Raw genomic sequence first — 19657 nt, 5'->3', positions numbered from 1 at the left:
ATTACGACGCTTGAGCTCCCGCAGCTCAGCTGCCGCATCCGACGACACACCCGACTTGACTCCGTCTTCGACGTCGGCCTGGCGCAACCACTTGTGCAACGTCATCGGATGCACACCGAAGTCGCCGACGACCTGCTCGATCGTCACACCCGACTCGCGGTTACGCGCGACCCGGACCACGTCCTCACCGAACTCACGCGGATACGGCTTGGGCACAATGACATCCTTCCAGCCTGCTCCTCAGCAAGCGAACTCAGATGTCACAGAACCCTTCAGCAGCCCCCGTTCCTGTGCCGACCGTGCGGCCGACCGCCTACGTCGTCTCGTGCCTGCCGGAGGACGACGTCAACGCCCACGGGTTCGAGGTGCGCGTCGAGTACCGCGGCGCCGGGCTGTGGGCGGTCCTCAGCAAGGGCAGGTTCCTCGGACGCGACGGCAGCTGGTCGTGGGGCTACGTCTGGCGCGACGGCACGCAGGAGCCCAACACCGATGCGGAGTTCGCCGAGTACAGCAGCGGCGAGGACTCCTGGCGGACCGATCACCGGTTCGACCTCGACACCGCGCTGCGCATGGCCAAGAAGGTCGCGCCGACGGTGTGGTGCAACGGCTACACCCTCGCCGACGCGCTCGAGGAGCGGCAGCCGTGACGCAGCAGGCGTGGCGCGAGTTCGTCCAGGAGCACGGCGACGTCATCGGCTACACCACCAACCCCGACGTCACCGACCACCCCGCCGTGCCCCGCGGCGCGCGCACCGACGACCCGCTCGTCGACATCGCCCACGCCCTCGGCCTCGACGTGTACCCCGTTTACGGCATCCTCCCGGAGGCGCACCCATGACCACGGTCGAACTCCCCCGCATCCCCCGGCAGGTCCCGGACTGGCACGCGCAGGGGGCGTGCCAACTGTTCCCCGAACTCGACTGGGTAGAGGCGAAGGGCCCGGCCGCGCTCGCCTGCCGAGTCGTGTGCGCGGCGTGCCCCGTGCGTGCCCGCTGCGCCACCGAAGCACTAGAGCGGGGCGAGCCCTGGGGCATGTGGGGCGGCCTCGACCGCCGCGACCGCAAGGCCATCGCCCTCGAATACGGGTTCCCACTGCCCGCAGTGCTGCCCGAGCACGGCACCAACAGCCGCTACGCCAAACACGAATGCAGGTGCCCCGAGTGCACTACGGCGCACGCGGTCTACGAGGCCGACCGGCGCGCCACCGCCCGCGAAAAGGCCAAGCGCCGCAACCTGTGGCTCGACCCGCCGGTCGTCGAGCAGCGCCGCCGCGTCGGCCGCCGCTGGGTTGAGGCCGGCCAATACATGCTGCCCCTGCCCGGAATCGTCCAGATTGCCGAACGCCGGACCACACCCAGCCGCCCCTACCTGCGACTAGTCGCCTAAGCCCGGCCAGCCCAAGGCGTCATCTCGCCCGGCGAAACCGTGCGAAGGTCTCTTAGCGGGGCTCCGGGCCGGTCGACTACACCAATCGTGACGTCGCCATGCGCGGCGACTGTGACCCGCTGTTCCGGAAAACTTGCTCGCCAACCACGCACGACATCATCATCGATCACCAACTCGACAGGCTCCCACGGGGCATGCCCGTCGGCTAACGCTCCGGCGATCCCCTCGGGGGACTCTGCATTCGCGTCGTCGACCGCGAGCAGTGCCATGTGCGCCGAAGGGACGAGCATCCCGTACTGTCCCGGCGGCACCTCGTCATCGGGTTGGCGCGCCGGCCTGGTCTGCACGATGACCTCGCGCGCGGTATCTGGGTCGACCACAAGGCTGACGTAGTCGAGAAGGCCCGCAGTGTTGCTGTCGGGGATCGGGCTCCACAAGCCGAGGTGGTCCGGGTGCGGTGGCGTGTCGGCGACGCTCAGCACCGGGAAGCTCGGCACGAATGGAAGTGGTCGAGCGGGCAGCATGGTTCCCCAAGGTTCGTACGGCTACGGCCAACTCCAGGGTAGTGGGTGGCGGTTGGCGACTGAAGTAGCACGCGAGTCGCCAACCGCCATCCTATTTAATGCGAGATGTTGTCGCTACCACTGCAGAACACCTTATCACCGCGCTCATTTGTGATCTTTGTAAAAACAATCCAGCCACTCTGAGCCGGACTAACAAGAGCACTCACGCCTTCACGCCGAGACGCACCGTAGACCGCCTGCTTCACGACTCGCTGCTGCATGTCCTTCACAGTGACACGAAGCAATAGCGCACCAACGCGACTCTTTCCGACAATTTGGCGAACAGCCGCCCCCGTGGCCCAAATTCGGATCGTATTCGAGTTGATACCACGCCATTGCAAGCCGTTGCAGTACTTCGGTGCAGCAGCATCGACCGCCTGGCCCTGCGCTGCAATTGAAGCGCCTTGTGGGCTAGCTGCAGCCGTGGCCGGAAAACCGAGCAAACCGATCAGTAATGCAATTGCGAGATTCAATCGGATTCTTGAACGCACAAAACCTCCCCAAGTTTGCACCTTCATACATGCGGCCACGGGCCGAGAAAGAAACTAAGACCTCGCGAAAAGATCGAATTTCCCCCGCGGCACCGAACCGACTCACCGGACATTACCGACGAGAATCCAGCGGTCAACCGACCACAGTGAAGGCAACACGATCGAAGGGCAACTTCCGTCGGATGCAACGTGGGATGGTAGCCGCCCTGCGATTGTCACCCACCTGACTGAACGCGCCCAAACAAAGCGCCTCGCACTCATCGCCCCGCGACCATGGCCCAATGAGCCTGCAACCTCTACCCGAGTACGAGCCACCCAGCAAGCCCTACCCACCGCCTCCTCTCGACGACGTCGGGTACGAGCGGCGTCAGTGCGACGCGGCCCGAGACAGATCCGGACATCACGATTTCCAGCGTCTCGGCCGTGCGCGCCGACAACGTCAACACCATGCACCCGACCGTGCCGGGCTCCGGCGGCGGCATCAGTGTCGATCTGCGGTTCCCGGACGACGAGCAGCCCGACGCGCGGGCCGCGCTGGTCCGCTGGTGGGTCAACGCTGGCCAGCCCGCTGCCTACCTCGGCGCCTACATCGGAGGGAACACGTCGTCGTTCCTGCTGTCGGGACTGGCCTACTCGGAACGGAACACGCACCGCACGAAGCGTTCGGACCCGGATGAGGTCGCGCTGCGCGGGACGCGGGCCGTCGAGCTCGGCGACTCGGACTGGCGGCAGACCAAGGGCAGCGTGGACGTGATCATCGACAACCTACTCAAGGACACAGTGGACCCGACGCCGCTCGTCGAGCCCGTGACGATCCCGGCAGATCCGCGTATCCAGCTGCGGGACGTGATCCGCCTGACCAACGAAGGCGGCATCGCTGGCGCCCTGTACGCGCAGGTGATCGGGATTCAGCGGGAGGACGGGCCGGGCGGCTCGGTGGACACGCTGTCGTTGCGGATCGTCCGCACGCCGGGTGTCGCGATCTGGGATGACCCCGACCTCGGTTGGGACGTCGGAAGGTGGGGTGAGTGATGGCGTTCTCGGATGACCTCGAGGTGGTGTCGGGTAGCGAGGTGTCGGTCAGCCGTTTCGGCAATGTGCTCAAGGTGTTGCTGAACAACCTGAACGACAGGGATTTCGCGCGACAGTCGGAGATCAACGCACTCAACGCGAACCTCGGATCCTGGTCCGGCGGCACCGCGATCTCGCGTGTGTCCGCATTGGAGTCCCGGACGACGAACACCTCGACGTCGGGCGGAATCGGCAATCAACGGCTCGCCGACCGGCTCGGCACTGCGGTCGGTACGGGCACGAACGTGCTCACGGGATCGGCCTCGTCGCAGCTGGCCGATCTTCGCGCGCGCGTAGCGCTGCTGGAGTCCGCCGCGCCGGGCGGTATCAAGGCCTTGACGGTGCCGCTGCCTGAGAACATCACGCAGCTGGTCGCGGAGGTCGACGAGGTGTGGGGCTCACCGCTCACATTTCCGAATCCGGGGCGTCCGGTCGCGGTCGTCGCATGGGGCATGGGGACGGGCATCAACGATTCCGGAACGGGCGCGTATGTGGCGATGCGCCTGTCGATCTCGCTCGACGGCGGCGCGACGTGGACCTCGGGCAAGCAGAGCCGGGACCAGGTAGGCAACACGAACGGCGTGGGCGCGAGCACGCGACGCGGGTCGATGTCGCCACACCACGCGAGTTTCGGCACGGCGTCCGGCGATGTGCTGGTGCGCGCCGAGCACGCGTCGAGCCGGGCGTCGGTGGGCGGGCAGAACCCCGCGTTCTTCTACGGCCAGGTGACCGCGTTGATGATCCCGACGGGCTGACCACCTCGTTACTCCCTGCTACCCATGGAAATCTCCGGGTGACACTCTGACGTCACGGTCATGGCGACACCAGGAGGTCGCCATTCCGTCCACAGTAGACACCTACGCCGACTACACGCGCATGTTCGAGCGCGCCGCCGGGCAACACTGGAACGCGAGCAAGGCCGAGGGGCAGTGGGCGTGGGAACCCGTGTCCGCCACCGAGTCACGCATCCGCTGGGGTCACCCCGACACGTGGGGCACCGAGCAGCACCCGTACAAAGAGCACTTCCGCCGCGACGGCGACTGGGTGATGCTCGACGGCTGGGAGGGCAACGGCACCTACTACGAGCTCAACGTCGCCGTGCAGTGGCTCGCGGGCCTCGACCTCGTCACGAACCGTGTCGCGCTGCCTCCGGGCGCGCAGCACTACGCGAAATGGACAGTCCCCGCGCTCGGGCAGGGCTACAGCCTGTTCGCGCTGGGCACGATCATCGAGCAGTCCTCCGGCAAGCGTGTAGCGTTCGCCCACGAACAGCGCTGGTGCAACGTCGGCCCGACGACCAACCCCCACCTCGGCTCCGCGCCCGCGCTACGGCAGACCGAAAAGTGGTGGGACGACAACGGCGAACGCCCGTTCGGCATGCGCCTGCACCGCGACGTGTACCTCGCCAAGGGCCACGGCATGGCCTACCGGATCCAGAACCGCGACGCCCTCTCCGGCGCCGCCACGAACCGCATCGACCTCCGCTACGCCTGGACGTACTGACCGGTCCGACCTATTCCGCAGACCACTCGTACGACAGTTCGTATCGGTTCGCGGGCAAGGTCATGTCGTTCATCTCCAGCGGGGTCCCGTCTTCGCGGTAGGCGACCCGAGTCACCGTCACGACGGGGATGCCCGGCCCGAGCTCCAACTGCGACGTCTCATCCGGGGTGGGCATGCGGGCACCGACGTTCTCGACGTACGAGCCGATCAGGTGGCCCGCTTCCTCCAGCCGGGCGTAGGCGCCGCCCTCGCCGGTGTCGACCTGCTCGATCGCGGTGTCGCGCGTGTACTGCCGGGAAAGGCGCGACACCGCGAGTTGAACGACGAGCCCGTTGGCGCGCATCACCCGATCTCTCACGGTGATTTCGGTGCCGACGTCGATGTCGAGGATGCTCGCGGCGCGCTCGTCGGCAGGCTCAAACCGCACTCTCACCGACGATGACGGGGTAAAGCCCTTCGCCGCGGCGTCGGCGAGAAACGCTCCCCGATTCTCAGCGCGTGCGGCGCGGGACAGCCGTGAGCGGGCAAGCCGCTGGATCTGCGCCGGCGGCCGGACGAACACGTCCTTGCCGTGCTCCGAGACGAGGAGGCCGTCAGTGCGCAGCAGACGGATCGCTTCGCGGATGGTGTGACGCGACACCCCATAGGAGTCCATGAGCGCTGGCTCGGCGGGAAGTTGCTCGCCGGGCGCAAAGGTCCCCGCGGTGATCTTCTCGCGCAGGTCAGATGCCACCTGCCGATGCAGTGGCACACCGCTGGATTTGTCCATCGGCCCATTGTTCCACTCATACGGACGACTGGACTATCGTGCCCGACGCGTGTCACAGTCATACGGACGTCCGGATGAGTTGAGGAAAGGGGTCGGTGCAGGATGTTCGACGGTCAATCAGCCGAAGGAGCCGACCGTGACGACATCGAGACAAGGAGTTGCCATGAGCGGCCCACCGATGACAACGTGCCCGGTATGCCTCGGTTCGGGGCTCGCCCCGAACCGGAAGGACCCGTGTGATCGCTGTGGAGGAATTGGAGAAATCCCAGACGGCTGGTGACGCCTGCCAACTGTGCCACGGCACGGGCGTCATGTCCTGGGAACAGCCCCTGCCGAGCGGCACCGAGCTGCGCACGATCGAGATGGACTGCCCGAACGGCTGCGGCGGCTACTGGAAGCACCCGCACGCCGAGCGGCGCCGAGTCGTCGAGCAGTCCGACGACAGCCCGGAACGAGCTCGCGGCCTGGCCGACGAATCCCAGGAGATCGGCGCGGACTTCATCCGAAACGCGCTGACGCAGTGGGGCCTCGGGCCCCGCGATTCCCGCTGACGACCACGCACCACACCCCGAGGCCCGGCCGGCACCGGCATCCGTGACGCGCGCCGCCCGGGAGAGGTAGCGCGCCGTGGTCGATTCGACCAACGAGCTGGAGACCAGTGGTGAGCTGGCTAATTCACAGTGACGGCCGCGTATCCAAGGTCGGCCCCGACGGGTGGCCCGCGGCTACTTCACCGGACAAGATCCCCGAGCACCTGGTCGGCGCGGATGACCCCGACTCCGCGCCGGCCAGGGTCACACGGCGGGATCAAGCCCAGGGAGCAGACCAGTGACGGGCCGTCGGCAAGCAGTGGCCGACGTACCCGCACAGCACGAACGGTCGGTGCGCACCACCGTGCGCCTGTCCAGCGCACCGGCCGGTGCGGGCACGGTCGACACGGCGGGCCCGGTGAACGCGCGCGCCGTGCCCTCGGACGAACTGCGCGAGACGGCACGCCTGCTCGACGAGTGCGACCGCAGCCTGCGGCTCACCAGGTTCAGCCTTCACCACGCGACGGTCGAGGACGGCATCGTCCTCCTGCGCGACTGGATGCTCGCCGCAGCCGACGACCTCGAGGGGATCACCGACCCGCCCGTGAACGCGCTCGACGCCGACGTCTACGAGCCGCACCGGCGCCTCGTCGAACTCGCCCGCGAGATCGCCTCACGGCTAGCCCGCTGATCAGCGCATACCGTGATCACGAACGAGGGACGCGGAGACGAGAGGGGCGGCATGGAGGACGATTCAGGCCCGAGACGGTGCCGGCGCTGCGACGGCCACGAGCAGGTGCGCGTCGAGACCCACGTGTGGGGGCGCCGGTACGTGTTCGAGCGGACATGTCCGCGCTGCCGCGGCACCGGGCACGAACCCCGCCGGTCCTAGCCGGCCTTGCTGCGCGCGGCGCGCGTGGCCGCGGACTTGGCCGCGAGCCTGAGCATGTGGGCGCGCATGGCGCTCTCGGCGCGCTGGCGTCGCTCGTCGGCGGGCAGCTGCCCGCCGGGGTCGATCTGCTGCTCGAAGCGGCGTAGCCGCGCCTCGGCGCTCGCTCGGCCCTTCGCGCCGCGGTCGGTGGTGGTGGCCCACGAGGTGTGGCCTGCGATGCGGGCGCGGAGCGACCGCTGCTCGGGGGTGAGGTTCGTGGAGGCTGCCATACCCCCGAGCATGCGGTTCGCTTGTCACCGCTAGACGCGGTCTCCGAGCTTCATCGAACGATGGGCCTGCTGCGCGCGCTGCTGCCCGGCCGAGGCGCCGTAGTGCAGCAGCATGTCGCGCGATTCCCAGCCCATGAGCCGCATCAGGTCGGTTTCGTTGCCGCCCTGCACTAGCCACTCGTGGGCGAGGGTGTGGCGGAATCGGTGGGCGTGCATGCTCCCGTCGAGCTGTGCCTGCTTCCCGCGCCGCCGGAGCATGATCTTGACTCCGGAGTGGCCGAGCGGTTTGCCGACGCGCTCGGCGAGCCAGAGCTGGTCGAGGTCGGCACCGCGGTGCTTGGCGCGCACCCGCAGGTAGCGGGTGAGGGCTTGCCCGGTCTTGGGCCCGAACGGGATGGCGCGCTGCCTGTCGCCCTTGCCGATGACGCGAAACAGGTCGACCTTGAGGTCGAGATCGTCGAGGGTCAGGTTGGTGATCTCGGCGAGTCGGCCGCCGGAGTCGAACAGTGCGCGGATCAGGGCGGTGTCGCGGCGGTCGACGAACGACTTGCCGGAGCAGGTCGCCAGGAGCGCGGAGACGGCGTCGTCGGGGACGACCGGCACCAGGCGCTTCGGGACCTTCGGTTGTGGGATGCGGGCGAGCGGTGACGCAGCCATCTCGTCCTCGTTCGCGAGGTAGCCGAAGAACTGCTGTAGGCCCTTGAACTTGTTGCGGGCGGTGGACGCCGAGCGGGTGTCGATCATCCAGGCGATGAACGATTCGACGTGGCCCTTGGTGGTGTCGGTGGGGTCGTCGGCGGCGTCGATGGCGTCGGGGTCGGGCGAGTGCTCGGCGAGGTAATCGGCGAGCTGGGTGGCGGCGAGCTGGTAGTTGTAGCGCGTGGTGTACGGGTGCGGGACGGCGCGCGTGGCGCGGTCCCACTCGTCGAGGTAGGTGGACCAGACGCGGTTTCTGGGGCGGGGAAGGCGTTCTTCGGGCATGGCGCCAACTTTCGAGTCAAGGTGTCACTGAGCGAAGCGCTTGACCACGAGACCCGTGCCAGAACAAAAAAATGGCGGTCTCCGTAGGTGTTAACCTGCGGAAACCGCCTGCCGGTCGGGCTGACAGGATTTGAACCTGCGACCCCTTGACCCCCAGTCAAGTGCGCTACCAAACTGCGCCACAGCCCGGCCATCTCCTTCTCTCGAAGGCGATGAGAGAACTCTACCCTGCCCCCTCCCGCGCCTTCACGGCGGGTGCACCCTCGGTGAACAGCAGCGCCACCGCGGCGGCCCCCGCGGCCAGCAGGGCCACTACTCCCGCGAGAACCGCCTGGTAGCCGAGGGTGCCCGCGACCGTCACCGCCAGTGAGCCGACCGCCAGCGAGATGCCCGTCGCCAGGGTGGTCAGCATCGTGAAGTCCGTGCCCGCGCTCGTCTGCCTGCACAGGTCCACCGTCACCGTCACCGCCGCGGCGTAGCAGGCGTGCAGCAGGCACATCAGCCCCGGCGGTGGCCACCGCCGGGGCGTGGCCCGACGCGAGCGGGAACAGGGAGGCCACCACCGCGACAGCGCCAGCAGCGCACGGCGCCTCGTGATCCTCGTCAGGATCACCCCGGCCGCGAGACCGCCCGCGATCGCCGCCAGATTACCGAGCACCGTGCTCACCAGGCCCAGTTGCGACAAGCGACCTCTCGGCCTGTCCCCGAGCCGGTATGTGCGCGCGATCCGCACCGAGGCCGCCGCCCAGCTGCTGTTGTCGAGCGAGCTGCCCCCGGCGGCCGTCACTCGACGCTGCGGATTCGGCTCCACCGAGAGCACCCTCGGCATACCGCCGCGCACCGACGCCAGGACCAGCCCGCCCGGTGAGGACCGCCGGTGTCGGCGACCATGGTGGAATGCCAGGAACCCACCGGATCGACGTGCTGCTCGCGGTGGCCGCGGGCGGCGCACTCGGCAGCCTCGCCAGATACGGGCTCGCGGTGGCACTGCCCCATCCGCCCGGCGGGTTCGCCGTCGCCACGCTGCTCGCCAACGTCGCAGGCTGCCTGCTGATCGGCGTGCTCATGGCCGTGCTGCTCCGGGCGAGGCGGCCGCATCGGCTGCTGCGCCCGTTCTTCGGGGTCGGCATGCTGGGCGGGTTCACCACGTTCTCGACCTACGTGCTCGACGCCGTCGAGTCGGTGCAGCTCGGCCGTCCGGCAATCGCGCTGCTCTACGCCACGATCTCGGTGCTCGTCTCGCTCGCCGCCGTCGCGGCCGGGTGGTCCGCCGCGCACGCGCTGCTGCGCCGCCGCGTTCTCACGAGGAGTGCCTCGTGACGGTCCTGCTCGTACTGCTCGGCGGCGCCGTCGGCGCGGTGCTGCGCTACGTGATCGACCAGCGCGTGCAGCGCGGCCACGACTCCGCGTTCCCGTGGGGCACGCTCACGGTCAACGTCGCGGGCTCCGCCGTACTCGGCCTGCTCGCGGGCTGGGTGCTCGCGGGCGGCGACTCCTCCGCGCTGCAGGCGCTGGTCGGCACCGGGCTCTGCGGATCACTCACCACGTTCTCCACGTTCGGCTACGAGACCCTGCGGCTGCTCACCGAACGCGCCCGGCTCTACGCCGTCGCCAACGTGGTGATCACCGTGCTCGCCGGATTCGGCGCCGCCGGAGCCGGGCTGGTGCTCGGCTCCGCGCTCTGGAGCTAGCGCGGCGCCAGCGCCTTCACCTGCTCCACGGGATCCCCTCCGGTGGGCAGCAGGGAGATCACCGGCGTGGTGAGCCCGTTGTCCACATAGGATTCCAGCCGTTCGCGGCACGCGTCGGGACTGCCGTGCACGATGAGCTCGTCCACGACCTCGTCGGGGATCACCGCGTTGGCCTTCTTGCGCTCGCCCGCGGCCCACGCCTCGTGCATGGGCGCCAGCAGCTCACCGCGCCCGAGCCAGTCGTGGAACGCACGGTACACCGGCACCGTGAGGTAGCTGCTGATGAGCAGCCTGCCCAGGTTGCGCGCGGCCTCGGCGTCCTCGGTGGGGCACACGAAGATCCGCGCCACCAGCTCGAGGTCGGGCCCGATCTCCGCGCGCACCGTCGGCACGTCGCCGGGAGCGAGCCAGTTGGTGATGGCTCCGTCGGACTCCCGTGCCGCCAGCCGCAGCATCCCTGGCCGCAGCGCGGCGAGCATGATCGGCGGCGCCGGATCGGCGGCCCGCTCCAGCCGGAAGCGGTTCACCGAGAACGTCGGGTACTGCTCGGTCACCTTCTCCCCCGCCAGCGCCGCACGCAGGAACCGCAGGGTGTCGCGGGTGCGGGCGTAGGGCTCGGCGAACTCGCCGGCGTTCCAGTTCTCCACGATCACCGGCGACGACGTGCCGATGCCGAGCACGAACTTGCCGGGCGCGCACTCGGCGAGCGTGGCCGCGCTCATCGCGAGCAGGCCGGGGCCGCGCGTGTAGACCGGCACGATCGCCGTACCGAGCCGGAGCTGCGGCGCCCACTGCGACGCCAGCAGCAACGGGGAGAACGCGTCCGTTCCCGCGGTCTCGGCCGACCACGCGTCGGTGTAGCCGAGGTCGGGCAGCTGCTCGACGATCTCCCGGTGCTGCGGCAGCGGGATGCCGGTGAGCGGAACGGTCAGTCCCCAGCGCTTCATCATGCCTCCAGTAGTCCGCGCGACACCCGCACCCGGTCGGCACCGGCGACGGGGCCTGCGCCAGTGTCGGTCACCGTGCCTCCAGTTCCCGCTTGAGCCAGCGCACCTGCGTGAGCATCAGGTTCTCCGCGACCTCCTCGGTCTGCGGCGTCATGTGCGTCGCGCCCGCCAGCGGCAGGAACGTGTGCGCCCGGCCCGCCGCCAGCAGCTCGGCCGACAGGCGCAGCGCGTGCGCCACGAACACGTTGTCGTCGGCGAGACCGTGCACGATCAGCAGCGCCCTGCGCAGGTTCGGCGCGTCCGCGAGCAGCGAGTTGCGCTCGTAGCTCTCCGGTTGCTCGTGCGGGAGCCCGAGGTAGCGCTCGGTGTAGTGCGTGTCGTAGAGCGACCAGTCCGTCACCGGGGCGCCCGCGACGGCGGCGTGGAAGACGTCGGGCCTGCGCAGCACGGCGAGCGCGGCGAGATATCCGCCGTAGGACCAGCCGCGAATCGCGACCCGGTCGAGATCGAGGTCCGGGTACTCGGCGGCGACCGCCCTCAGCGCGTCGACCTGGTCGTCGAGGGTGACCTCGGCGAGCCTGCCCGCGATCTCCTTCTCCCACACCGGCCCCCGCCCCGGCGTGCCACGGCCGTCCGCCACGACCACGGCAAAACCCTGGTCCGCCAGCCACTGCGAGGTGAGAAACGCGTTGCGGCTCTGCAGCACGCGCTGCGCGTGCGGGCCACCATAGGGATCGAGCAGCACGGGCAGCTTCGCGCTGCCCGGCCGGTGCCCGGTGGGCAGCAGCAGCGCGGCACGCAGGCCGCGCTCGCCCACCGTGAGCCAGACCGGCTCCGGTTCGAGGCCGGGATCGACGGTGCGGGAGCCGACCGCGGCGATCGGCGCGCCGTCGCGCAGCACCGACACCCTGGGCCCGCTGTGGTCGAGGCTCCACGACGAGAGCACCGTGACGGCGGCATCGCCGGATCCGATGTGGACACCATCCACAGTGGACAGCCTGCGCACGGAACCGTGCTCGGTGCGGTAGACGTGGATCTGGGTCGGATCGTCCTCGGATGCGCTGAACAGCACCTCGTCGCCGACATGGAGCACCGAGCGCACCTGCACGCCCTCGTCGGTGACGGGCTTGCCGTCGAGCAGCAGCCGGTAGGCACCGTCGGCGGCGCTGACGTGCACGAGCCTTCCGTCGGCCGTCCACGAGGGCACGCCGGGCACGATCTCCACCCAGTCCGGGTCGCTCTCGGCGTGCACGAGGCTGGTCGAGCCGTCGGCGGGGTCCACGGCGTAGACCTCGAGCCGTCGCTGGTCGCGCGGCTGCACGGTGATCAGCGGCGCGCCGCCCGCCGACCAGTGCACGGCCACCAGGTACTCCCAGTCGCCGCGCTCGACGTCCACCCTGCCGCCATCGAGGCCGAGGAACGACAGGGAGACCGAGGCGTTGGTGGTGCCGGCCGCCGGGTAGGCGACGGTGTTGACCGGGGCGTCGGGGTGGACGGGGTCGGCGATGGTCCAGCGCGGCACGTCGGAGCGGTCGGTGCGCTGCACGAGCAGGCTGCGGCCGTCGGGCGCCCACCAGTAGCCGCGGACGCGGCTCATCTCCTCCGCCGCGATGAACTCCGCGAGGCCCCACGACACGTCCTCGCCCGGCTCGTCCACGAGCAGGGTGTCCTCGCCGGTGACGAGGTCGATCACGCGCAGTCGCCGGTCGGCGACGTAGGCGACGTGGGTGCCGGCCGGGTTGGGCCGAGGGTCCACGACCGCGCCGTCGACGCGCAGGCTCGTCTCGCCCGTGCGCAGGTCGGCGGTGTAGAGCCTGCCCGAGAGCGGGAACGCCACGACGCTGAACGCCTCGTCCACCGCGTAGCCGACCACGCCGCCCGAGGTCTCCCTGGCCCGCTCGCGCCGGGCGCGCTCCTCCGGCGGCAGCTCCTCCTCGCCGGGCAGCAGCTCCGCGGCGTCGACGATCTTCGACTCGGTGTCCGTGCGCAGGTCGAGCTGCCAGAGGCTGTTGCGCCGGTCGAAGCCGGACTCGGCGCGCAGGTACAGCAGCCGGGAACGGTCCGGGGAGACCCGGAACTCCTTCGGGGCCCCGAGGGTGAACCGCTGTGTCCGCGCCTGCGTGCGCAGGAAGGAGAGATCGTCTGTCACGAGGCCCCACTCTTGCAGACCGGGCCGAGGTCACGCCAACACCAAGGCTTACGCAACGATTCGCATGTCCCAGCCGCGATATACGCAATGATCCGCACGTCGACAGACGTTCTCGCGGCTGATGCGATCGCGGGATTCGACCTAATCTGAACGTATGACGACCTTCGCCGACGGCACCACGAACACCACGACCGCCGGGCTCATCGCTTTGGACGAGCGGTGGAGCACGCACAACTACCACCCGCTGCCCGTGGTGATCGCCGACGCCGAGGGAGCGTGGGTCACCGACGTGGACGGCAAGCGCTACCTCGACTTCCTCTCCGGCTACTCGGCACTGAACTTCGGCCACCGCCACCCCGCGCTCGTCGCCGCCGCGGTCGAGCAACTGGGCCGGGTCACGCTCACCTCCCGCGCGTTCCACCACGACCAGCTCGGCCTGTTCTGCCAGGAGCTCGCCGCTCTGACGGGCACGGAGATGGTGCTGCCCATGAACTCCGGCGCGGAGGCGGTGGAGTCGGCGGTGAAGGTGGCGCGCAAGTGGGCCTACCGCGTCAAGGGCGTTCCCGACGGCCAGGCCGAGATCGTGGTCGCGGACTCCAACTTCCACGGCCGCACCACGACCATCGTGTCGTTCTCCACAGACGAGACGGCCCGCGCGGACTTCGGCCCGTTCACACCCGGTTTCGTGGTGGTCCCCTACGGCGACGCCGAGGCGCTGGCAGGCGCCGTCACCGAGCGCACGGCCGCGGTGCTGCTGGAGCCGGTGCAGGGCGAGGCGGGCGTGATCGTGCCGCCGCCCGGCTACCTCGCGCACGCCCGCAGGCTGTGCGACGAGGCCGGTGCACTGCTCATCGCCGACGAGATCCAGTCCGGGCTCGCGCGCACCGGGCCGGTGCTCGCGCTCGACCACGAGGGCGTGCGCGCCGATCTCTACACGCTCGGCAAGGCGCTGGGCGGCGGCATCGTGCCCGTCTCCGCGGTCGCGGGCAGGGCAGACGTGCTGGGTGTGCTGCGGCCCGGCGAGCACGGCTCCACGTTCGGTGGCAACCCGCTCGCGTGCGCGGTCGGCAGGGCCGTGGTGCGGCTACTGGACTCCGGCGAGTTCCAGGAGCGCGCCACCACGCTCGGCGCGCGGCTGCACGCGCGGCTGGCCGGGTTCGTCGGCCACGGCGTGAGCGAGGTGCGCGGGCGCGGGCTGTGGGCCGGGGTCGACCTCACTCCCGGCGGACCCGGCGGACGCGAGGCGTCGGAGTCGCTCATGGCGCGAGGCGTGCTGTGCAAGGAAACCCACGGCGCCACGCTGCGCATCGCTCCCCCGCTGGTGATCACCGAGCATGAGCTCGACCGGGGACTCGACGCGATCGAGGCGGTGGCGCTGGGCCGCTGAGCGGTCGGCGGTCGCGATTACCTGCCCGCAACATCGGCCCTGTTTGGCTGACTCGCATGACGATCACACGACGGGTCCGGGTGTTGGTGGCGGGTTGTGCGGGAGCGGCTCTGTTGTCGGGGGGAGCCGCTCCCGCCGCGGCCATCAGCGGCGGAGAGGAAGCCACGGGCGCGTATCCGTTCATGGCCTCGCTGCAACAGCGCGCGGACGGCGAGCACTTCTGCGGCGGGACGCTGGTGGCTCCACAGTGGATTCTCACCGCGAAGCACTGCCTGGTGGACGGCGAGGGCGAGCGCACCGATCCCACGTCGATCACGGTGCGACTCGGCAGCAACGACCGCACGCAGGGCGGCGAGGTGCGCCACGGCGAGCGGATCGAGGCCAGCGCCGGCGGCGAGATCTACGGGCAGGACGTGGCGCTGCTCCGGCTCGACGCGCCCGTCACCGCCACTCCCGCCGCGCTGCCGAGCACCGAACTGGAGCCGGGCGAGGAGGTGCGGGCGCTGGGCTGGGGCAGCCACGAGCTGCCCGAGAACCCGGGCGATCCGTGGCCGCCGCTACCGGAACGGTTGCGCCAGCTCGACACCTCGATCCTCGATCCCGACCGGTGCCCCGGACTCAGCGGCGAGCCCATGGCGGACAACGAACTGTGCATGTCGTCGTTGCCCGGCGAGGGCAAGTGGCCGCAGACCACCCGCACCGGCGACTCCGGTGGTCCGCTGCTGACCCAGGTCGACGGCGAGTGGACCGTCCACGGAACCTGCTCGCGGGGAGTTCCCGACCAGCACGGGATCTTCGGCTCCGTGCACGACAGTCGTGAGTGGATCCTGTCGATGATCGGCGGCTAACTCGCCAGCGCGGCGGCCGCTCCGTCGACCTCGGCCACGGTGCCGTCCTCGGCGAAGTGCAGGTACCGGTCGAACGAGGCGGCGAACCAGCGGTCGTGCGTCACGGCCACCACCGTTCCCTCGTAGGTCTCCAGTGCCTGCTGCAGCGCCTCGGCCGACACCAGGTCGAGGTTGTCGGTCGGCTCGTCGAGCAGCAGCAGGGTCGCGCCCGAGAGCTCCAGCAGCAGCACCTGGAACCGGGCCTGCTGCCCGCCGGAGAGCGTCTCGAACCGCTGCTGGGCCGACGCGGCCAGGCCGTAGCGGCTCAGCGCCGCGGTCGCGGTGCCCCGGTCCATGCCCTGCCGGTCGCCCTCGCCGCGGTGCAGGATGTCGAGCAGGGTCCTGCGTTCCCATTCGGGGTGGTCATGGGTCTGCGCGAACAGGCCCGGCACCACCCGGGCGCCGAGCCGGTGGCCGCCGGTGTGGCGGACGTCGTCGCCCGCCAGCAGGCGCAGGAAGTGGCTCTTGCCGGAACCGTTGGCGCCGAGCACGCACACGCGGTCGCCGAAGAACACCTCGAGGTCGAACGGCGCCATGAGACCGGTCAGCTCCAGCGACTCGCACGTGATGGCCCGCACGCCCGTGCGCCCGCCGCGCAGCCGGGGCTGGACGCGCTGTTCCTTCGGCGGCAGCGGCGGCGCGCCCTCCTCCTCGAACTTGCGCAACCGCGTCTGCGCCGCCTTGTACCGGTTGGCCATGACGTCGCTCATCGTCGCGGCGCGCTGCAGCGAGCGCACCAGTTCCTTGAGCTGCTCGTGCTTCTCGTCCCAGCGCCTGCGCAGTTCGGCCATCCGGTCGGCGCGGGCCAGCCTGGCCTCGTTCCAGTCGCGGAAGCCGCCGCCGTGCACCCACGCCGTGCCGCCCTCGACGGTCACGAGGTGGGTCGCGGCGCGCGCGAGCAGCTCGCGGTCGTGGCTGACGAGCAGCACGGCCTTGCCGGTCTCGATGAGCCGGTCCTCGAGCCAGCGTTTGCCGGGCACGTCGAGGTAGTTGTCCGGCTCGTCGAGCAGCAGCACCTGCTCGGGACCGCGGAGCAGCGCCTCCAGCACGAGCCGTTTCTGCTCGCCGCCGGAGAGTGTGCGGACCTCGCGGAAGCGGGCCCGGTCGTAGGGCGCGCCGAGCGCGGCCACGGTCACGGTGTCCCACAGCACCTCGGCCTGGTAGCCGCCCGTCTCGCCCCACGCCGCCAGCGCGCTCGCGTAGCGCAGCTGGCTCGCCTCGTCGTCGGTGTCCATGAGCGTGAGCTCGGCCGCGTCGAGCTCCGCCGCGGCGTCGCGCAACGCGGGCGGCGCCACGGCGAGCAGCAGGTCACGCACGCAGCGGTCGTCGCGAACCGAGCCGATGAACTGCGGCATCACGCCCAGCCCGCCCTGCGAGGAGGTACCACCCACGACCGGCGGCAGTTCCCCGGCCAGGATGCGCAGCAACGTCGTCTTGCCCGCGCCGTTGTCGCCGACGAGCGCCACGACCTGGCCCGCTCCCACCCGGAACGAGACGTCCTCGAACAATTGCCTGCCGTCGTCGAGGCGGTACGCGAGCCCGCCGGCCTCCAGATATCCCACGGACGGCATGGTCTCCGATCACGCTCGCGGCACGCGACCGATTTCCCGCGGCGCGCCGTGCGGCAGCATGGACGGGTGCCGCCCCGCCACGCACTGCCCGTCGCCGCCGCCTGCGCGGTCGTCTTCGCCGTGCTGGGCGTGGTGTTCGCGGGCGAGCGCACCCCGGGCGCCGTGGACGGGGCCGTCGCGAACACGATCGAGGGCCTCGCCGACGGCCTGCTGCGGGTGTTCGTGCTGCCGACCGAGCCGCCCGTGCTGCTGGCCGTGCTCGGTGTCCTCGTCGCGGTCACCGTGTGGCGGCGGGACCGGGCGGCGCTCGCGCTGGTGGTCGCCGCGCCCGCGGTCGCGGTGTCGGTCAACACGTGGGTGCTCAAGCCCGCGTTCGGCCGCGTCTACGACGACCACCTCGCCTACCCGAGCGGGCACACGGTGAGCCTCGTGGCCGTGCTGACGGTGCTCGCCGTGCTGGCCCGGCCAGGACCGCCGCGCGCCGCCACGGTGGTGACCGGCGTCGTGCTCACCGCGCTCGCGGGCATCGGGATGGTGGGCCTCGAGTACCACTACCTCAGCGATGTGCTCGGCGGAGCGGCGTTCGCCGTCGCCGCGACGCTCGGGCTCGCCGCACTCGTCGGCGCGTCAGCGCGGCACCGGAGAGGCGGCGGCGTCGCGGGCGAGCGCGGTGAGCCTGCTGACCGCGCGTAGGTACTTCTTGCGGTAGCCGCCCGCGAGCATCTCCTCGGTGAACAGCCCGCTCAGCGACTCACCGGACACGAGCACGGGGATCGCCCGGTCGTAGAGCCGGTCGGCGAGGGCCACCAACCGCAACGCCAGCGACTGGTCCCCCGCGGGCCGGACCCCGCGCAGGTGCACCGCGGCCACGCCGTCGACGAGCCTGCCGTAACCGGACGGATGCAGGGTCGCCAGGTGCTCGCACAGGGCGTCGAAGTCGTCGATCGTGGACCCCGGCCTGGCTTCGGCCGAGGCCAGCAGCTCCTCGTCGGTCACCGGCGCGGGCGGGTCGGGCAGGCCGCGGTGGCGGTAGTCGGGGCCGTCGACGCGCACCACGCCGAACTTCGCCGACAGCGCCTGGATCTCGCGCAGGAAGTCCTCGGCGGCGAAGCGGCCCTCGCCCAGCTTGTCCGGCAGCGTGTTGGACGTCGCCGCGACGAACACGCCCGCGGCCGTCAGCTCGCGCAGCAACCTGTTGACCAGCATCGTGTCGCCCGGGTCGTCGAGCTCGAACTCGTCGATCGCGAGCAGCCGGTGCTCCGAGAGCCGCCGCACGGCCTCCGCGAAGCCCAGCGCGCCGACCACGTGGGTGAGCTCCACGAACGTGCCGTAGGACTTGGGCCCGGGCACCGCGTGCCAGATCGAGGCGAGCAGGTGGGTCTTGCCGACGCCGAAGCCGCCGTCGAGGTAGAGCCCCGGCTTGCCCTCCACCTCGGGCTTACGGCCGAACAGCGAACGCCAGCCCGACTTCTGCTGCCCGCTCGCGGCCACGCGGTCGGCGAAGGCCGAGCACGCCTCGACAGCCGCCGCCTGGCTCGGCTCGTCGGCGTTGGGCACGTAGGTGGAGAAGCGGACGCCGTCGAACCGCGGCGGCGGCACGAGCGTGGTGACCAGCTCGTCGGCACCGATCTCGGGACGGCGGTCGGTCAGCTTCTCCACAGGCATGGCAGCCAGGTTAACGGCCCGGGATGGCCACTGATCCCCAGCCGTGCTGGGATGTGATCCGTGCACCTCGTCTGGCCCTGCCCTGCTGGTTCCGGCCCGCTCTCCGACGCCGACCTGGAGCGGCTCTACGACTACCCAGCCGGGCTCACGCGGCCGTGGGTGCAGGTCAACTTCGTGTCCTCCGCAGACGGGGCGGTGACGGTCTCCGACCGTTCCGAGGGCCTGTCGCACCCGGCCGACAAGAAGATCTTCGGGCTGGGCCGCGACCTCGCCGACGTGATCCTGGTGGGCGCCGGCACGGTCACCGCCGAGAACTACCGCGGCGCGAAGCTCTCCGAGCGGCGCATCGCGCGCAGGCGCGAACGCGGGCTCGCCGACGTCCCGCCCATCGCGGTGGTGAGCGGACGCTGCACGATCGACCCCGGGGCCGCGCTGCTCACCGACACCCGCGTGCCACCGCTGGTGCTCACGACCGAGGCCGCTCCCGCCGAGCGCAGGGCCGCGCTCGCCGCGGCGGGCGCCGAGGTGCTCGTCGCCGGCGAGCACGACGTCGATGTCAGGACCGCGCTCGGGGTACTGGCACAGCGAGGGCTGTACCGCGTCAACTGCGAGGGGGGACCCAACCTGTTCGGGACGCTCGTCGCCGAGGACCTCGTCGACCAGCTGTGCCTGACGATCGCGCCGCTGCTGGCCGGGGCCGGCGCGGGCCGCATCGTCGCCGGGCGCCCCACCGACCCGCCGCGCGGGCTGGAGCTGGCGTCGATGCTGCAGGAGGACGGATTCCTGATGCTGCGCTACCGCAGGTCCGCAGGCGGCCGGACGGGCTAACCCGTTCGGGGAGGTGTTGGCCGCCACCGCGCGGCGCAGCCGTCCGGGACGGCATCGCCGGGGTTCCATCCGGGGAC

The 19657-nt window shown here is 70.6% G+C and carries 25 protein-coding genes and 1 tRNA gene; 14 read left to right on the top strand and 12 right to left on the bottom strand.

What is annotated here, in order from left to right:
- Positions 1 to 216 (bottom strand): transposase (locus JHE00_RS31135; protein WP_200325072.1); only part of this gene is annotated, 216 nt, incomplete at its 3' end.
- A gap of 83 nt (positions 217 to 299) precedes the next feature.
- On the opposite strand from JHE00_RS31135, the gene JHE00_RS31130 reads away from it, so the two are divergent.
- The 3 genes from JHE00_RS31130 to JHE00_RS35690 are packed head-to-tail and all read left to right on the top strand — an operon-like array spanning position 300 to position 1386.
- Positions 300 to 647 (top strand): hypothetical protein, encoded by a 348-nt coding sequence (locus JHE00_RS31130; RefSeq protein ID WP_200325070.1) that lies wholly within the window; start codon positions 300 to 302, stop codon positions 645 to 647.
- Positions 644 to 838 carry a hypothetical protein gene (locus JHE00_RS31125; protein ID WP_200325068.1) on the top strand — a complete coding sequence of 65 codons (195 nt, stop codon included), beginning with the start codon at positions 644 to 646 and terminating at the stop codon, positions 836 to 838. Before JHE00_RS31130 ends, JHE00_RS31125 begins: the two co-directional genes overlap by 4 nt.
- The gene (locus tag JHE00_RS35690) at positions 835 to 1386 is read left to right on the top strand and encodes a WhiB family transcriptional regulator (RefSeq protein ID WP_200325066.1); all 552 of its coding nucleotides are present in this window, start codon (positions 835 to 837) and stop codon (positions 1384 to 1386) included. The genes JHE00_RS31125 and JHE00_RS35690 overlap by 4 nt, the downstream gene beginning before the upstream one ends.
- On the opposite strand, the gene JHE00_RS31115 is transcribed toward JHE00_RS35690, so the two are convergent.
- Both JHE00_RS31115 and JHE00_RS31110 read right to left on the bottom strand, forming a co-directional pair.
- Entirely contained in the window at positions 1383 to 1883 is a 501-nt protein-coding gene (locus JHE00_RS31115) for a hypothetical protein (protein WP_200325064.1), read from the bottom strand. The two genes, JHE00_RS35690 and JHE00_RS31115, sit on opposite strands and share 4 nt — an antisense overlap.
- A 122-nt stretch (positions 1884 to 2005) precedes the next feature.
- Positions 2006 to 2467 carry a hypothetical protein gene (locus JHE00_RS31110; RefSeq protein WP_200325062.1) on the bottom strand — a complete coding sequence of 154 codons (462 nt, stop codon included), beginning with the start codon at positions 2465 to 2467 and terminating at the stop codon, positions 2006 to 2008.
- Positions 2468 to 2863: 396 nt separating this feature from the next.
- Between JHE00_RS31110 and JHE00_RS31105 the strand changes: the two genes are divergently transcribed.
- The 3 genes from JHE00_RS31105 to JHE00_RS31095 all read left to right on the top strand — a co-directional run bounded on the left by JHE00_RS31105 (position 2864) and on the right by JHE00_RS31095 (position 5014).
- Complete coding sequence (locus tag JHE00_RS31105; RefSeq protein WP_200325060.1) at positions 2864 to 3472, top strand: hypothetical protein; 609 nt, start codon at positions 2864 to 2866, stop codon at positions 3470 to 3472.
- Positions 3469 to 4266, top strand: a complete 798-nt coding sequence (locus JHE00_RS31100; RefSeq protein WP_200325058.1) for a hypothetical protein — start codon at positions 3469 to 3471, stop codon at positions 4264 to 4266. The genes JHE00_RS31105 and JHE00_RS31100 overlap by 4 nt, the downstream gene beginning before the upstream one ends.
- Before the next feature lie 121 nt (positions 4267 to 4387).
- Positions 4388 to 5014, top strand: a complete 627-nt coding sequence (locus JHE00_RS31095; RefSeq protein WP_200325056.1) for a hypothetical protein — start codon at positions 4388 to 4390, stop codon at positions 5012 to 5014.
- Positions 5015 to 5024: 10 nt separating this feature from the next.
- Here JHE00_RS31095 and JHE00_RS31090 read toward each other — a convergent pair whose 3' ends face one another.
- The gene (locus JHE00_RS31090) at positions 5025 to 5783 is read right to left on the bottom strand and encodes a GntR family transcriptional regulator (RefSeq protein ID WP_200325054.1); all 759 of its coding nucleotides are present in this window, start codon (positions 5781 to 5783) and stop codon (positions 5025 to 5027) included.
- 236 nt (positions 5784 to 6019) lie between these two features.
- Between JHE00_RS31090 and JHE00_RS31085 the strand changes: the two genes are divergently transcribed.
- Together JHE00_RS31085 and JHE00_RS31080 are read left to right on the top strand one after the other, a co-directional pair.
- A complete protein-coding gene (locus JHE00_RS31085) occupies positions 6020 to 6334 on the top strand; it encodes a hypothetical protein (protein WP_307832195.1) in 315 nt (104 codons plus the stop codon).
- 277 nt (positions 6335 to 6611) lie between these two features.
- Complete coding sequence (locus tag JHE00_RS31080) at positions 6612 to 7004, top strand: hypothetical protein (protein ID WP_200325052.1); 393 nt, start codon at positions 6612 to 6614, stop codon at positions 7002 to 7004.
- Positions 7005 to 7201: 197 nt separating this feature from the next.
- Here JHE00_RS31080 and JHE00_RS31075 read toward each other — a convergent pair whose 3' ends face one another.
- From JHE00_RS31075 to JHE00_RS36170, 4 genes are all read right to left on the bottom strand, one after another.
- Positions 7202 to 7474 carry a hypothetical protein gene (locus JHE00_RS31075; protein WP_200325050.1) on the bottom strand — a complete coding sequence of 91 codons (273 nt, stop codon included), beginning with the start codon at positions 7472 to 7474 and terminating at the stop codon, positions 7202 to 7204.
- A gap of 30 nt (positions 7475 to 7504) precedes the next feature.
- Positions 7505 to 8455, bottom strand: a complete 951-nt coding sequence (locus JHE00_RS31070; RefSeq protein ID WP_200325048.1) for a tyrosine-type recombinase/integrase — start codon at positions 8453 to 8455, stop codon at positions 7505 to 7507.
- Positions 8456 to 8570: 115 nt separating this feature from the next.
- Positions 8571 to 8644: transfer RNA gene (locus tag JHE00_RS31065), tRNA-Pro, on the bottom strand.
- A 34-nt stretch (positions 8645 to 8678) separates the two neighbouring features.
- Positions 8679 to 9266, bottom strand: a complete 588-nt coding sequence (locus JHE00_RS36170) for an MFS transporter (protein WP_200325046.1) — start codon at positions 9264 to 9266, stop codon at positions 8679 to 8681.
- Positions 9267 to 9352: 86 nt separating this feature from the next.
- On the opposite strand from JHE00_RS36170, the gene JHE00_RS31055 reads away from it, so the two are divergent.
- Together JHE00_RS31055 and crcB are read left to right on the top strand one after the other, a co-directional pair.
- Positions 9353 to 9775, top strand: a complete 423-nt coding sequence (locus tag JHE00_RS31055; RefSeq protein WP_200325044.1) for a fluoride efflux transporter FluC — start codon at positions 9353 to 9355, stop codon at positions 9773 to 9775.
- Positions 9772 to 10146, top strand: coding sequence for a fluoride efflux transporter CrcB (crcB, locus tag JHE00_RS31050; RefSeq protein ID WP_200325042.1), 375 nt, complete (start codon positions 9772 to 9774; stop codon positions 10144 to 10146). The genes JHE00_RS31055 and crcB overlap by 4 nt, the downstream gene beginning before the upstream one ends.
- Here the strand turns inward: crcB and JHE00_RS31045 are convergent.
- Together JHE00_RS31045 and JHE00_RS31040 are read right to left on the bottom strand one after the other, a co-directional pair.
- Complete coding sequence (locus JHE00_RS31045; protein ID WP_200325112.1) at positions 10143 to 11093, bottom strand: LLM class F420-dependent oxidoreductase; 951 nt, start codon at positions 11091 to 11093, stop codon at positions 10143 to 10145. The two genes, crcB and JHE00_RS31045, sit on opposite strands and share 4 nt — an antisense overlap.
- A 70-nt stretch (positions 11094 to 11163) precedes the next feature.
- Entirely contained in the window at positions 11164 to 13242 is a 2079-nt protein-coding gene (locus tag JHE00_RS31040; RefSeq protein ID WP_200325039.1) for a S9 family peptidase, read from the bottom strand.
- A gap of 154 nt (positions 13243 to 13396) precedes the next feature.
- On the opposite strand from JHE00_RS31040, the gene rocD reads away from it, so the two are divergent.
- Together rocD and JHE00_RS31030 are read left to right on the top strand one after the other, a co-directional pair.
- A complete protein-coding gene (gene rocD / locus JHE00_RS31035; RefSeq protein WP_200325037.1) occupies positions 13397 to 14629 on the top strand; it encodes an ornithine--oxo-acid transaminase in 1233 nt (410 codons plus the stop codon).
- 56 nt (positions 14630 to 14685) lie between these two features.
- A complete protein-coding gene (locus JHE00_RS31030) occupies positions 14686 to 15477 on the top strand; it encodes a S1 family peptidase (RefSeq protein WP_200325035.1) in 792 nt (263 codons plus the stop codon).
- Here JHE00_RS31030 and JHE00_RS31025 read toward each other — a convergent pair.
- Complete coding sequence (locus tag JHE00_RS31025) at positions 15474 to 17087, bottom strand: ABC-F family ATP-binding cassette domain-containing protein (protein ID WP_200325033.1); 1614 nt, start codon at positions 17085 to 17087, stop codon at positions 15474 to 15476. The two genes, JHE00_RS31030 and JHE00_RS31025, sit on opposite strands and share 4 nt — an antisense overlap.
- 66 nt (positions 17088 to 17153) lie before the next feature.
- Between JHE00_RS31025 and JHE00_RS31020 the strand changes: the two genes are divergently transcribed.
- Positions 17154 to 17780: a phosphatase PAP2 family protein gene (locus tag JHE00_RS31020; RefSeq protein WP_307832194.1), complete on the top strand. Its 627-nt coding sequence runs from the start codon at positions 17154 to 17156 to the stop codon at positions 17778 to 17780.
- Here the strand turns inward: JHE00_RS31020 and zapE are convergent.
- Entirely contained in the window at positions 17715 to 18752 is a 1038-nt protein-coding gene (gene zapE / locus JHE00_RS31015; protein WP_200325031.1) for a cell division protein ZapE, read from the bottom strand. The two genes, JHE00_RS31020 and zapE, sit on opposite strands and share 66 nt — an antisense overlap.
- A gap of 60 nt (positions 18753 to 18812) precedes the next feature.
- Here zapE and JHE00_RS31010 point away from each other — a divergent pair, with 60 nt between their 5' ends.
- On the top strand, positions 18813 to 19580 hold the full coding sequence (locus JHE00_RS31010; RefSeq protein WP_200325029.1) for a pyrimidine reductase family protein: 768 nt from the start codon (positions 18813 to 18815) through the stop codon (positions 19578 to 19580).
- Positions 19581 to 19657 lie beyond the last annotated feature (77 nt).

Origin of the sequence: Prauserella cavernicola (assembly GCF_016595675.1) — a bacterium.
GTDB lineage: Bacteria > Actinomycetota > Actinomycetes > Mycobacteriales > Pseudonocardiaceae > Prauserella_A > Prauserella_A cavernicola.
The sequence above is the reverse complement of the archived record's forward strand: the minus strand, read 5'-3'. Positions and strand labels throughout refer to the sequence as shown.